Here is a 13,134-nt window from a genome sequence, read left to right as displayed (position 1 = left end):
AACACTGAGCAGCGAGTCTTACATGAGCTTTCCGATCAGCTTCGAGTTCTTCCCGACCAAGACGCCCGAGGGCGCGACCAAGCATGTGCAGGTGCGCAAGAACCTCTATGCGCGCAAGCCCCAGTTCTGCTCCGTCACCTATGGCGCGGGCGGCTCCACGCAGACGGGCACCTTCGCCATGGTGCGTGACATCCAGAACGAAGGCGTCAGCGCGGCATCGCATTTCTCCTGCGTGGGCGCCACGCACGACAAGGTGCGCGCCGAACTGCAGGAGCTGAAGGCCATGGGCGTGCGCCGCATCGTCGCGCTGCGCGGCGACCTGCCCAGCGGCTATGGCCTGGGTGGCGAATTCCAGTACGCCAGCGATCTCGTGGAATTCATCCGCCGCGAGTTCGGCGACTGGTTCCACATCGAGGTGGCTGCCTACCCGGAGGTCCATCCGCAGGCGAAATCCCCACAGTCCGATCTGGATGCGTTTGCGGCTAAAGTGCGCGCTGGCGCGGATTCCGCGATCACCCAATATTTCTACAATGCCGACGCCTACTGCCGTTTCGTTGATGCGGCGCGCGGCATGGGGCTTGATGCACCGGTTGTTCCCGGCATCATGCCCATCACCAGCTCTACGCAGCTGATGCGCTTCTCGGACGCCTGCGGCGCCGAGATCCCGCGCTGGATCCGCCTGCGTCTGCAGGCTTACGGAGATGACACGGCGTCCATTCGCGCCTTCGGCCTTGATGTCGTGTCCCGTCTATGCGAGCAGTTGCGCAGCCAGGGCGCTCCCGGGCTGCACTTCTATACGATGAACCAGAGCGTCGCCACGCTGGAAATCTGCGATCGATTGGGCCTTTGAGCGCGCAGCCACTGCGCCGGCCCCGGGCGACCCTCTAGAACTTGGGAACGGTCAGGCGTTCCCTGGAGGTTTTTGCCCATGGATCGTGGTTTTCGACGCCTGCACTGGCGCTGGCTGGCCATGTGCGCCATCACCGCCACCCTGGCCGGCTGCGCGCCGGCTCCCGTGGCACAAAGCGATGCCGAGTCCGGCGCCCTGACCGCAGGTGCGGCGGCAATGGATGAAGGCCAGACGCCAGCGGCCGTGCCCTCGGCCGGCAAGCGCGGTGGCCGCACATCGCGGACCGCGCAGCCGGCCAGCAAATCCCCGGATGCCAAGCCCTCCGAGTCGGCCTCGCCCGAAGACAGTGCCGAGGCTCCCTCCAATCCCGACTTCGCCCTCGTGCCCTCGCGCGACAGCGACCAGCAAGGCCTGGCCTCCTGGTATGGCCCGGGCCTGCATGGCCGGCTGACCGCCAGCGGCGAGCGTTTCGACAAGGAAGAATTGACGGCCGCGCACCGCAGCTTTGCCTTCGGCAGCCGCGTCTGCGTGCGCAGCGCCGCCACGGGCAAGACAGTGGTGGTGCGCATCAACGACCGCGGGCCGTTTGCGCCTGGCCGCGTGATCGATCTGAGCCAGGCCGCAGCCCAGGAGCTGGGCATGGTCGGCCTGGGCATCAAGCCCGTGGAGCTGTGGCAGCTCGACGATGGTGAGCAGGAATGCCCCGAAACCCTGGTCACGGCCAGGAAGGCCAAGTCCATCGAGAAGACGCAGCAGGCCAAGGCACAGGCACAGACAACACAGGCACGGACCCGGGTTCAGGCCAAGGCGCCAGTGCGTCCGCGTGTCCAGGCCAAGGCGCCTGCCCCCAGGCCCAATGCACGCACGGCCGTGGCCAGCCGTGCCGTCCCTGCCGCCAAGCCGGTGGCGAAGGCTGCGGCGCCCGCCGCTGCCTCGTCCACCGCAGTGGCCTCTGCGGCCTCGAACGCGCGCTGAACGGGCTCAGCCGCCGGATTCGAGCGTGAAGGCCGCGTTCTCGTCCTGACCTAGCAGCTTGACCAGCTGCGGCATGGCCGGCTTGAGCTGTTCCTTGAGATTGAACGGCGGATTGATCAGGAACATGCCGCTGGCCGGCAGGCCGCCGCGCTCCGAGGTCTTGTTGCTCTTGACCGTGAGCTCCACATGCAGCCAGCTCCTGCCGGCCTTGGTGGTCATGGTCTTCAGGCGGCGCGGCAGATCGTGCGCCTCGGGGCGCGGGATGATCGGATACCAGAACGCATACGTGCCCGTGGCAAAGCGCTTGAGGCTGTCGGCCGCCATGTCCAGCACCTTGGCGTAGTCGCTCTTGAGCTCGTAGCTGGGGTCGCACAGCACCAGGGCTCGGCGCGACGGCGGCGGCAGGAATTTCTTGATGCCCTCGAAGCCGTCCTCGTGCAGCACGGCCACCTGGCGGCCCGCTTCGAGCTGGGCAATGTTGCCGGCCAGCGAGCGCATGTCGGTGGGATGCAGCTCGAAGACCTTGAGCTTGTCGCGCTCCTGCACGCGCAGCAGGGACTGGATGATGAACGGCGAGCCCGGATAGTTGCGCAGCTGCGCTCCCTGGTTGAAGGAACGCACCGATGCGATGTAGGCCTGCAGCACCGGGGCCAGCTCGGACTCCTTGGCCTGGGCCAGGCGCAGGATGCCGTCTGCGGCCTCGCCGCTCTTGTTGGCATAGTCGCCATCCAGACGGTACAGGCCGGCGCCGGCGTGCGTGTCCAGCACCGTAAGGGCGGCCTCCTTCTGGAGGAGGTATTGCAGGGTGGCGATCAGCACGGTGTGCTTGAGCACATCGGCATGGTTGCCTGCATGGAAGGCGTGGCGGTAACTGAACATAGGCGTGATGGTAACCAGCCGCGCTGGCGGGTGGACACCCATGGCGGCTGCAAGGTTGCCCGGCGCTGGCGCCTCGCGGCGAGGGCTGCCGGGGACTTGCGGATCGGGGGGATGGTGCGGTTGCGCCAGATTTGTATAATGGCGGGCTTCGCAGCGATTTTATGGGTCCCGCGGCGAAGTTTACATCCCCGCCTAAGAGGCTTCCTTTTTGAAGAAGCACCGACCGCGGAAAAGGGCCCGCCAAACCTTTCTTGAAAGAGAAAACTCATGTCTACATTCAGCGCAAAGCCCGCTGAGGTGCAACACGAGTGGTTTGTGATTGACGCCACCGATAAGGTGCTCGGACGTGTCGCCAGCGAAGTGGCACTCCGTCTGCGCGGCAAGCACAAGGCCATTTACACACCTCACGTTGACACCGGCGACTTCATCGTCATCATCAACGCCTCCAAGCTCAAGGTCACCGGCACCAAGAACCTGGACAAGGTGTACTACCGCCACTCTGGTTTCCCCGGCGGCATCACTGCCACCAACTTCCGCGACATGCAGGCCAAGTTCCCCGGCCGCGCTCTGGAAAAGGCCGTCAAGGGCATGCTGCCCAAGGGTCCCCTGGGCTACGCAATGATCAAGAAGCTCAAGGTGTACGGCGGTGCTGAGCATCCCCACACCGCCCAGCAGCCCAAGGCTCTGGAAATCTAAGGAGACCTAGATGATTGGTGATTGGAACAATGGCACCGGCCGTCGCAAATCCAGCGTCGCACGCGTGTTCCTGAAGAAGGGCTCCGGCAAGATTACCGTGAATGGCAAGGACATTCAGGAATACTTCGGCCGCGAAACCTCGATCATGATCGCAAAGCAGCCCCTGGCTCTGACGAGCAACCTGGAAGCTTTCGACATTCAAGTGAACGTCCACGGTGGTGGTGAATCCGGCCAGGCCGGCGCTACCCGCCACGGCATCACCCGCGCCCTGATCGACTATGACGCAGCGCTCAAGCCCGTCCTGAGCCAAGCCGGCTTCGTGACGCGTGACGCTCGTGAAGTCGAACGTAAGAAGGTCGGCCTGCGCTCCGCACGCCGCGCCAAGCAGTTCTCCAAGCGTTAATCCGCTGGCACTGCAGGAAAGTCCCCCGGGGCTTTCCCCAGAAAAAAACCGCCTTTGCCGGCGGTTTTTTTCTGGGCGATGCAAACCTTTCTCATTCAGTGGGCAATGCCCCCACTTGCACTGTCGTCAAGCCGGCAGCCCCGGGAATTCCCGAGCCCTTTGCTGTACCATTCGGGCCAATTGAGAACTTCGGAGTATCCCCATGAGCGCCGTCGCAGAAATCACCGAAACCACCACCGCCGAAATGCCCACCCCGATCGTCTTCACCGACAGCGCAGCTGCCAAGGTGGCCGATCTGATCGCCGAGGAAGGCAACCCTGACCTGAAGCTGCGCGTGTTCGTGCAAGGTGGCGGCTGCTCGGGCTTCCAGTACGGCTTCACCTTCGACGAGATCACCAACGAAGACGACACGACCATGACCAAGAATGGCGTGTCGCTGCTGATCGACGCCATGAGCTACCAGTACCTGGTGGGTGCCGAGATCGACTACAAGGAAGACCTGCAGGGCGCGCAGTTCGTGATCAAGAATCCCAATGCGTCCACCACCTGCGGCTGCGGATCGAGCTTCTCGGTGTAAGCCTTGTCGGCCGCGCTGCAGTGAAGCCCGCAGCAGCCCGCCGCACAACACGCCACCAACCGCCGCGCAGCAATGCGCAGGCGGTTTTTTAACGCCTGCGCCCTCCCTGCCTTGCCATGATTCCTGAAGACAAAAGCGCTTCCGCCTCCACCACATCCTCCTCGCGTTCGGTGCTCCTATGGCTCGTGGCCATCGGCTTTTTCATGCAGACGCTGGACGGCACCATCGTCAATACCGCGCTGCCCACCATGGCCGAGGCCCTGGGCGAGAGCCCGCTGCGCATGCAGTCCGTCATCGTCGCCTATTCGCTGACCATGGCCATGCTGATCCCGGCATCGGGCTGGATGGCCGACCGCTTCGGCACGCGGCGCGTCTACCTGTGGGCGATTGCGCTGTTCGTGCTGGGATCGGTGCTGTGCGCGATTGCTCCCAACCTGCAGCTGATGGTGGCCGCACGCGTGCTGCAGGGCATGGGCGGTGCGCTGCTCATGCCCGTGGGCCGGCTGGCCGTGCTGCGCGCCTTTCCGCGCGAGCAGTTCCTCAAGGCCATGAGCTTCGTGGCCATTCCCGGCTTGGTCGGGCCGCTGATCGGCCCCACGTTGGGCGGCTGGATGGTGGAGTACGTGAGCTGGCACTGGATCTTCCTGGTCAACGTGCCCGTGGGCCTGATCGGCCTGGCCGCTACCCTGCGCTTCATGCCGGTGGGCGACCGCTTCGCCGTCAAGCGCTTCGACGGCGTGGGCTATGCGCTGCTGGCCTTCGGCATGGTGGCCGTGTCGCTGGCGCTGGACAGCATGTCGGGCAAGGGCATCCACGGCGCCATGGTCTTCGTGCTGCTGATCTTCGGCCTGGCCAGCCTGGCCGCCTACTGGCTGCATGCGCTGCGCCGGCCCGACCCGCTGTTCGCCCCCGAGCTGTTCGCCGTGCGCAGCCTGCGCGTGGGCCTGCTGGGCAATCTGTTCTCGCGCCTGGGCAGCTCCTGCATGCCCTTCCTGATCCCGCTGGTGCTGCAGGTCTGCCTGGGCTTTTCGCCGCTGCAGGCCGGCATGATGATGCTGCCCACGGTGCTGGCCAGCATGGCCATGAAGCGCCAGACCACCACGCTGATCCAGCGCATCGGCTACCGCCGCGTGCTCATGGGCAACACCCTGGTGCTGTCGCTGATGATCGCCAGCTTCGGCACGGTCTCCACGGCGCTGCCGCTGTGGGTGGTCATCGTCCAGCTGCTGATCTTCGGCGCCACCAACTCCATGCAGTTCACGGCCATGAACACCGTCACGCTCAAGGACCTGGATGCCGGCAACGCCAGCAGCGGCAACAGCCTGCTGTCCATGGTGCAGATGCTGGCCATGGGCATGGGCGTGGCCGCCGCAGGTGCGGTGCTGGCCGGTTTCAGCGAATGGTTCGGCGGCGATACGCCGCAGCACACCCTCAATGCCTTCCGCGCCACCTTCGTCTGCATGGGCGCGGTGACGCTGGCCTCGACCATGATCTTCTCGCAGCTGGGCGACGATGAGGATGTGCGGCCCAAGCCTCTGGAGCCGGCCGAGCACGAGTGAGGGCTGTGCATGCCTTTTGCACCCTGAACCGCTGCAATCCACACTTTTGTTGCGGGTTTACCCTTGTTTTTGACAAGGATATATGGCAGCCCGCATAGGAAATATCGAGGCCGTCTTATGCGTTTGGGCGGGGCTGGACTTAATCTCGCGTACATCCGCAGGACTTACGCAAGCAAGAACGCAAACACGCCATCGCCACAGGGCCAGCGGCTTTCTTCCTCGGAATTTGCGTAAGTCGTGATCCGAACAGTCCACGCACCAGCAGTTGCCCCCACGAGCATGAGCCAGAGCCCCAGTTCCCAACCCATCCGCTTCTATCACCGCGGCCAGATCGTCGAGGTACAGGGGCCGCATCCCACGCGTTCGGTGCTGGACTGGCTGCGCGGCGACGCGCGCTGCACCGGCACCAAGGAGGGCTGCAACGAAGGTGACTGCGGCGCCTGCACCGTGGTCATCGCCGAGCTGGCCGAAGACGGCGCGCCCGACGCCGTGGGCGGCCTGCAGCTGCAGACGGTCAATGCCTGCATCCAGTTCCTGCCCACACTGCACGGCAAGGCGCTGTTCACGGTGGAGGACGTCAAGGGCCAGTGCGCCGGCAAGCAGGGCTGTGCCACGGGCGAGCCCGCAGGCGGTGCCGAGCTGCACCCCGTGCAGCAGGCGCTGGTGGACTGTCACGGCTCCCAATGCGGCTTTTGCACGCCGGGCTTCGTGATGTCGCTGTGGTCGGCCTACGAGCACCACCAGCAGGCCGGCACGCGTCCCTCGCGCCAGCAGCTGGCCGACGAGCTGTCGGGCAATCTGTGCCGCTGCACGGGCTACCGTCCCATCCTGGACGCAGGCCAGCGCATGTTCGACCTGCCCGCCACGCGCATGGCCACCGACCCCGTGGTGCAGGCACTGCAGGGCCTGCGCGCGCAGGATGCCGGCTTGGACTACGCCGCTCCCAACGCCGCCCAGGGCGGCCGTGTGGACAGCTTCCACGCTCCGCGCACGCTGGACGAGCTGGCCGCCGTGTGCGAGGCCAAGCCCCGCGCGCGGCTGCTGGCAGGCTCTACCGATGTGGGGCTGTGGGTGACCAAGCAGTTCCGCGACCTGGGCGACATCGTCTATGTGGGCGACGTGGCCGAGATGAAGCGCGTCGAGGAGCGCCACGGTGCGGGCAGCCTGGACGGCGGCGAGCTGTACATCGGCGCCGGTGCCTCGCTGGAATCGGCCTGGTCGGCGCTGTCGCAGCGCTTCGAGGGGCTGACCGATGTGTGGCTGCGCTTTGCCTCCGTGCCCATCCGCCATGCGGGCACCATGGGCGGCAACGTGGCCAATGGCTCGCCCATTGGCGACTCCCCGCCCGTGCTGATGGCGCTGGACGCGCAGATCGAGCTGCGCAAGGGCGCACGCGTGCGCCGCATGCCGCTGCATGACTTCTATCTGGACTACATGAAGAACCAGCTGGAGCCGGGCGAGTTCGTGCAGGCACTGGCCGTGCCGCTGGACGCTGCACGGCGCCAGACCCGTGCCTACAAGATCAGCAAGCGCTTCGACTGCGACATCTCGGCGCTGTGCGCGGGGCTGGCCATCGAGCTCGATGGCGAGGTGGTGAAGTCCGCCCGCCTGGCCTTTGGCGGCATGGCCGCCGTGGTCAAGCGTGCGGCCCTGGCGGAGGCGGCCATCGTGGGCCAGCCCTGGGACCAGGCCGCAGTGAAGGCCGCCCAGGCCGCGCTGGCCCAGGACTTCAAGCCCATGTCCGACATGCGCGCCAGCGCCGACTACCGGCTCAAGGTGGCGCAGAACCTGCTGCAGCGCCTGTGGCTGGAGACACGTCTGCAGCAGCCGCTGCCGCTGCAGGCCACCAGCGTCTGGAGCGTGATGCCCCACGCAGTGCACCAAGGAGCCTGAAATGAACCGCCCCATCGACCCTTCCCTGCTGCACTCGTCCGAGGCCTTTGCGCATTACCTGAAGAACGCCGCCTTCCGCGTGGACGAGCGTGCCGAGGCCGGCGCCCACACCCAGGGCCAGCGCGTGGGCATCAGCCGCCCGCATGAATCGGCCCATCTGCATGTGGCCGGCGAGGCCGCCTACATCGATGACCTGCCCGAGCTGGACGGCACGCTGCACTGCGCGCTGGGCCTGTCTCCCGTGGCCAATGGCCGGCTCAATGCGCTCAGGCTCGACGCCATCCGCGCCATGCCCGGCGTGGTGGCCGTGCTCACCGGCGAGGACATTCCCGGCGTCAACGACTGCGGCTCCATCATCCACGACGACCCCATCCTGTGCAGCGGCGAGATCCGCTACCTGGGCCAGCCGCTGTTCGCCGTGATCGCCGAAAGCCGCGAGGCGGCGCGTCTGGCTGCGGCCCAGGCCAAGGCGGCGGCCGACATCACGGCCGAGCCGCCCGTGCTCACGCCCCAGCAGGCGCATGAGCTGGGCCAGTACGTGCTGCCGCCCATGCACCTGGCGCGCAGCACGAATGAAGGCGGCGCGCGCCGCGCCATGGACGAGGCGCCGCACCGCCTGAAGTCCTCGTTCTACGTGGGCGGCCAGGAGCAGTTCTACCTGGAAGGCCAGATCAGCTACGCCATTCCCAAGGAGGACGGCGCCGTCCACCTGTACTGCTCCACCCAGCACCCCAGCGAAATGCAGCACCTGGTGGCCCATGCGCTGGGCGTGGCCTCGCACGCCGTGCATGTGGAGTGCCGCCGCATGGGCGGCGGCTTCGGCGGCAAGGAGTCGCAGTCGGCCCTGTTCGCCTGCGTGGCCTCGGTGGCCGCGACGCGGCTGCGCCGCCCCGTCAAGCTGCGCCTGGACCGCGATGACGACTTCATGATCACGGGCCGCCGCCACTGCTTCTGGTACGAGTACGAGGTGGGCTACGACGACGAGGGCCGCATCCTCGGCGCCGAGATCTCCATGGTCTCGCGCGCCGGCCACTCGGCCGACCTGTCCGGCCCCGTGATGACGCGCGCGCTGTGCCACTTCGACAACACGTACTGGCTGCCCGATGTGTCCATGCACGGCTACTCGGGCAAGACCAATACCCAGAGCAATACGGCGTTCCGCGGCTTCGGCGGCCCGCAGGGCGCGATCGCCATCGAGAACATCATGGAGACGGTCGCGCGCGAGCTGGGGCGCGATGCGCTCGATGTGCGCCGCGTCAACTTCTACGGCAAGACCGAGCGCAACGTCACGCCCTATAGCCAGGTCGTGACCGACAACATCATCCACGAGCTGGTGGCCGAGCTGGAAACCTGCAGCGACTACCGCGCGCGCCGCGATGCCATCGCCGCGTTCAACGCGGCCAGCCCCGTGCTCAAGCGCGGCCTGTCGCTGACGCCGCTCAAATTCGGCATCTCCTTCAACGTCAAGCACTTCAACCAGGCCGGCGCCCTGGTCCATGTCTACAACGACGGCTCCATCCTCGTGAACCACGGTGGCACCGAGATGGGCCAGGGCCTGAACACCAAGGTGGCCCAGGTCGTGGCGCATGAGCTGGGCGTGGGCTTCGGGCGCGTGCGCGTCACGGCCACCGACACCACCAAGGTGGCCAATACCTCGGCCACGGCGGCATCGACGGGGGCCGACCTCAACGGCAAGGCCGCGCAGGACGCGGCGCGCCAGATCCGCGAGCGCCTGGCCGCCTGCGCCGCAGAGCGCCATGGCGGCCGCGCGCAGGACGTGCGCTTCGCCAACGACCAGGTCCACGTCAACGGCAAGGTGCTGGATTTCAAGGCCGTGGTGGGCGAGGCCTACATCGAGCGCGTGCAGCTGTGGTCCGACGGCTTCTATGCCACGCCCGGCCTGTCGTGGAACAAGGACACCATGCAGGGCCGGCCCTTCTTCTACTACGCCTACGGTGCCGCCGTGAGCGAGGTGGTGGTGGACACGCTGACCGGCGAGTTCAAGCTGCTGCGCGCCGACGTGCTGCACGACGTGGGCCGCTCGCTGAACCCGGCCGTGGACGTGGGCCAGGTCGAGGGCGCCTTCATCCAGGGCATGGGCTGGCTGACCACGGAAGAGCTGGTCTGGCACCCGCAAAGCGGCAAGCTCACCACGCACGCCCCGAGCACCTACAAGATCCCGACGGCCAACGACTGCCCGCCCGTGTTCAACGTGCGTCTGTTCGAGGGCGACAACTTCGAGGACTCCATCCACCGCAGCAAGGCCGTGGGCGAGCCGCCGCTGCTGCTGCCGTTCTCGGTGTTCTTCGCGATCCGCGATGCCGTCTCGGCCGCGGGCGGGCACCGCAGCAACCCGCCGCTGCAATCGCCGGCCACGCCGGAATCCATCCTGCGCGCCATCGAGGCCGTGCAGGCCGCCGGGAGCTGAGCGGACCGGCGCCGCCGCCCCCTCATTCCTTGAATCCGCGCGCAGCGATGCGCGCAACCAGGTCCATGGCTGCCCGGCAGGGTGCCATGCCTTGTGCCGGCCTGGACAGCCGGTGCTCAACCCTGGGCGCTTTCACAACCGTTGCGCCCCGCATGCGAAAACAACACGGAGACAATGCGATGAACTGGATGGAACGGGTGTTCAAGCTCAGTGAGCACGGCACCAATGTAAGAACCGAGCTGGTCGCGGGCCTGACGACCTTTCTGACGATGGCCTACATCATCTTCGTCAATCCCTCGATCCTGGGGGATGCGGGGATGCCCAAGGGGGCCGTCTTCGTGGCCACCTGCCTGATCGCGGCGCTGGGCACGACCATCATGGCGCTGTACGCCAACTATCCCATCGCGCTGGCGCCGGGCATGGGCCTGAACGCCTACTTCGCCTACGTGGTGGTGCTGCACATGGGCTTCACCTGGCAGGCCGCGCTGGGCGCGGTCTTCGTCTCGGGCTGCCTGTTCCTGCTGGTGACGCTGTTCGGCCTGCGGGAGCTGATCATCAAGGGCATACCGCAGTCCATACGCATAGCGATCACCGTGGGCATCGGACTGTTCCTGGCGCTGATCGCTCTCAAGAGCGCGGGCATCGTCGCCGCATCGCCGGCCACCTTCGTGACCCTGGGCGACCTGCACAAGCCCGAAGTCATCCTGGCCTCGCTGGGCTTTCTGATCATCGTGGTGCTGGACCGCCTGAAGGTGCCGGGCGCCATCCTGATCGGCATCGTCGTGGTCACCGTGGCCTCATTCTTCTTCGCGGGCAACGAGTTCCACGGCGTGTTCTCGGCGCCGCCCTCCATCGCGCCCACCTTCCTGCAGCTGGACATCAAGTCCGCGCTGACCGGCGGCATCCTCAACGTGGTGCTGGTGTTCTTCCTGGTCGAGCTGTTCGATGCCACGGGCACGCTGATGGGCGTGGCCAAGCGCGCGGGCCTGCTGGTGCCCAGCCGCATGGGCCGCTTCAACCGCTCGCTGCTGGCCGACAGCGGCGCCATCTTCGCGGGCTCGCTGCTGGGCACCTCCAGCACCACGGCCTACGTGGAAAGCGCGGCCGGTGTGCAAGCGGGTGGCCGCACGGGCCTGACGGCGCTGACCGTGGCCGCGCTCTTCCTGTGCTGCCTGTTCCTGTCGCCCCTGGCCGGCGTGGTGCCCGGCTACGCCACGGCGCCCGCGCTGTTCTTCGTGGCCTGCCTGATGCTCAAGGAGCTGACCGAGATCGAATGGGGCGAGACCACCGAGGCCATCCCCGCCGCCGTCACGGCCCTGCTCATGCCCTTCACCTACTCGGTAGCCAATGGCCTGGCCTTCGGCTTCATCACCTATGCCGTGCTCAAGCTGTTCACGGGCCGTTCCAAGGAAGTGCACTGGATGGTGTGGCTGATCGGCGGCGTCTTCCTCTTCAAGTTCGTCTATATCGGCGGATAGCACCCCCTGAGGCGCTTACGCGCCTTCCCCCGTATGCACGGCGCCCTCTCTCGCTTCGCGGGAGGGGGACGACGCCCTCGCCGCGAGGCGGCTCTTGCTCGGCGTCCCTGCTTTTGGGCCGCGCCAGTTTCATAGGCTTTGGGCATCAGGCAAGATGCTTGGTGGGCCCATGCTTGGCGGATGCCTTGCATGGTTTTTTTATGCGGGGTGGATGGCGCCCAGGATGCGCGGGCCGCGTGCACCCGTCACGGCGGGCAGGTTGCCTGGCAGGCCCAGCAGGGCCTGGCGCGCCAGCCAGGCAAAGGCGGCGGCCTCCACCTGCTGCGGAGGCAGGCCGCGCGCGGCCGTGGTGTCCACGGCCACGCCGGGCAGCAGGGCGGCGATGCGCTGCATCAGCTGCGTGTTGAAGGCGCCTCCGCCGCAGACCAGCAGCTCGCCGCCGCCACGCCCGAAGCGCTGCACGGCACTGGCGCAGGCCCGGGCCGTGAATTCGGTGAGCGTGGCCTGCACGTCGGCGGGGCGGGCATCGGCGGCGCTGGTTGCACTGGCGGACAGATGGCCGGCCAGCCAGTCCGCGTGGAACAGGTCGCGCCCCGTGCTCTTGGGTGGCGGCTGCTGAAGGAAAGGCTCGGCCAGCAGGCGGTCGAGCAGGGCGGGCAGCACCTGGCCCGTGGCCGCCCACTGGCCGCCGTCGTCATAGGGCTGGCCCGTGTGCGTCTGGCACCAGCCGTCCATCAGCGCATTGCCGGGGCCGCAGTCGAAGCCCAGCACCGTGCCATCGCCGGCCAGCACGCTGAGATTGGCGATGCCGCCGATGTTGAGCACCAGCACCGTCTCGCCGGGCCGGCCGAACACGCCCTGGTGGAAGGCAGGCACCAGTGGCGCACCCTGGCCGCCAGCGGCCACGTCGCGGCTGCGCAGGTCGGCCACCACGGCAACGCCGCTGAGCTCGGCCAGCAGGGCCGGGCTGTTGAGCTGCAGCGTGTAGCCCATGCCGTCGAACATCTGCGGCCGGTGGCGCACGGTCTGGCCGTGGGCGCCGATGGCCGCGATCTGGCCGGGCGCCAGACCTGTGGCCTGCTGCAGCTCCCGCACCACCTCGGCATAGCTGCGCGCCAGCGCATTGGCCGCCAGCGCCGCGCGGTGCAGCTCGTCGCGGCCCTCGGGGGTGTTCAGGGCCAGCAGCTCGGCGCGCAGCGCGGCATCAAAGCCACGGCTGGCATGCCACAGCACCTGCGTGCCTTCGGCAAAGTCCACAAGCACGCCATCCACCCCGTCTAGCGAGGTGCCGGACATCAGGCCTATGCAGTAGCGGTGGGCGATGGGGGAGGGGGCTGGCTGGTTCATGCCGGCAATGGTAGCCCTGCAGGACCCCGGGGCTGGCGATCACAAAAGG

The 13,134-nt window shown here is 67.1% G+C and carries 11 protein-coding genes; 9 read left to right on the top strand and 2 right to left on the bottom strand.

What is annotated here, in order from left to right; genetic code table 11:
* Positions 1-22 precede the first annotated feature (22 nt).
* Positions 23-850, top strand: a complete 828-nt coding sequence (metF, locus tag PO605_RS18215) for a methylenetetrahydrofolate reductase [NAD(P)H] (protein ID WP_016448461.1) — start codon at positions 23-25, stop codon at positions 848-850.
* 78 nt (positions 851-928) lie between these two features.
* A complete protein-coding gene (locus PO605_RS18210; protein ID WP_047473875.1) occupies positions 929-1,825 on the top strand; it encodes a septal ring lytic transglycosylase RlpA family protein in 897 nt (298 codons plus the stop codon).
* Positions 1,826-1,831: 6 nt separating this feature from the next.
* Here PO605_RS18210 and PO605_RS18205 read toward each other — a convergent pair whose 3' ends face one another.
* Complete coding sequence (locus tag PO605_RS18205; protein ID WP_017406717.1) at positions 1,832-2,704, bottom strand: 23S rRNA (adenine(2030)-N(6))-methyltransferase RlmJ; 873 nt, start codon at positions 2,702-2,704, stop codon at positions 1,832-1,834.
* Between the two features lie 267 nt (positions 2,705-2,971).
* On the opposite strand from PO605_RS18205, the gene rplM reads away from it, so the two are divergent.
* The 7 genes from rplM (at position 2,972) to PO605_RS18170 (ending at position 11,738) form a co-directional block, all read left to right on the top strand.
* Positions 2,972-3,400 (top strand): 50S ribosomal protein L13, encoded by a 429-nt coding sequence (gene rplM / locus PO605_RS18200; RefSeq protein ID WP_012207711.1) that lies wholly within the window; start codon positions 2,972-2,974, stop codon positions 3,398-3,400.
* Positions 3,401-3,410: 10 nt separating this feature from the next.
* Positions 3,411-3,803 (top strand): 30S ribosomal protein S9, encoded by a 393-nt coding sequence (gene rpsI, locus PO605_RS18195; protein ID WP_012207710.1) that lies wholly within the window; start codon positions 3,411-3,413, stop codon positions 3,801-3,803.
* 202 nt (positions 3,804-4,005) lie between these two features.
* Positions 4,006-4,380: an iron-sulfur cluster insertion protein ErpA gene (gene erpA / locus PO605_RS18190; RefSeq protein WP_016448458.1), complete on the top strand. Its 375-nt coding sequence runs from the start codon at positions 4,006-4,008 to the stop codon at positions 4,378-4,380.
* Between the two features lie 116 nt (positions 4,381-4,496).
* Positions 4,497-5,939, top strand: a complete 1,443-nt coding sequence (gene mdtD / locus PO605_RS18185) for a multidrug transporter subunit MdtD (RefSeq protein WP_016448457.1) — start codon at positions 4,497-4,499, stop codon at positions 5,937-5,939.
* A 279-nt stretch (positions 5,940-6,218) separates the two neighbouring features.
* The gene (xdhA, locus tag PO605_RS18180) at positions 6,219-7,832 is read left to right on the top strand and encodes a xanthine dehydrogenase small subunit (protein WP_047474259.1); all 1,614 of its coding nucleotides are present in this window, start codon (positions 6,219-6,221) and stop codon (positions 7,830-7,832) included.
* A 1-nt stretch (position 7,833) separates the two neighbouring features.
* Entirely contained in the window at positions 7,834-10,260 is a 2,427-nt protein-coding gene (xdhB, locus tag PO605_RS18175; protein ID WP_272206717.1) for a xanthine dehydrogenase molybdopterin binding subunit, read from the top strand.
* A 179-nt stretch (positions 10,261-10,439) separates the two neighbouring features.
* Positions 10,440-11,738, top strand: coding sequence for an NCS2 family permease (locus tag PO605_RS18170; protein ID WP_016448452.1), 1,299 nt, complete (start codon positions 10,440-10,442; stop codon positions 11,736-11,738).
* A 198-nt stretch (positions 11,739-11,936) separates the two neighbouring features.
* On the opposite strand, the gene PO605_RS18165 is transcribed toward PO605_RS18170, so the two are convergent.
* Positions 11,937-13,085: an anhydro-N-acetylmuramic acid kinase gene (locus PO605_RS18165; protein WP_272206716.1), complete on the bottom strand. Its 1,149-nt coding sequence runs from the start codon at positions 13,083-13,085 to the stop codon at positions 11,937-11,939.
* Positions 13,086-13,134: the final 49 nt, after the last annotated feature.

This window comes from Delftia sp. DT-2 (genome assembly GCF_028401915.1).
GTDB classification, from domain to species: domain Bacteria; phylum Pseudomonadota; class Gammaproteobacteria; order Burkholderiales; family Burkholderiaceae_C; genus Comamonas; species Comamonas tsuruhatensis.
Note: the sequence above shows the minus strand (reverse complement) of the source record. Positions and strands in the feature narration are given on the sequence as shown.

What these genes read in the sequence shown, in the direction of transcription:
- PO605_RS18205 (WP_017406717.1), bottom strand. Translation starts at nt 2,704, where the DNA reads ATGTTCAGTTACCGCCACGCCTTCCATGCAGGCAACCATGCCGATGTG.
- PO605_RS18210 (WP_047473875.1), top strand. Translation starts at nt 929, where the DNA reads ATGGATCGTGGTTTTCGACGCCTGCACTGGCGCTGGCTGGCCATGTGC.
- xdhB (WP_272206717.1), top strand. Translation starts at nt 7,834, where the DNA reads ATGAACCGCCCCATCGACCCTTCCCTGCTGCACTCGTCCGAGGCCTTT.
- rplM (WP_012207711.1), top strand. Translation starts at nt 2,972, where the DNA reads ATGTCTACATTCAGCGCAAAGCCCGCTGAGGTGCAACACGAGTGGTTT.
- PO605_RS18170 (WP_016448452.1), top strand. Translation starts at nt 10,440, where the DNA reads ATGAACTGGATGGAACGGGTGTTCAAGCTCAGTGAGCACGGCACCAAT.
- mdtD (WP_016448457.1), top strand. Translation starts at nt 4,497, where the DNA reads ATGATTCCTGAAGACAAAAGCGCTTCCGCCTCCACCACATCCTCCTCG.
- xdhA (WP_047474259.1), top strand. Translation starts at nt 6,219, where the DNA reads ATGAGCCAGAGCCCCAGTTCCCAACCCATCCGCTTCTATCACCGCGGC.
- erpA (WP_016448458.1), top strand. Translation starts at nt 4,006, where the DNA reads ATGAGCGCCGTCGCAGAAATCACCGAAACCACCACCGCCGAAATGCCC.
- metF (WP_016448461.1), top strand. Translation starts at nt 23, where the DNA reads ATGAGCTTTCCGATCAGCTTCGAGTTCTTCCCGACCAAGACGCCCGAG.
- PO605_RS18165 (WP_272206716.1), bottom strand. Translation starts at nt 13,085, where the DNA reads ATGAACCAGCCAGCCCCCTCCCCCATCGCCCACCGCTACTGCATAGGC.
- rpsI (WP_012207710.1), top strand. Translation starts at nt 3,411, where the DNA reads ATGATTGGTGATTGGAACAATGGCACCGGCCGTCGCAAATCCAGCGTC.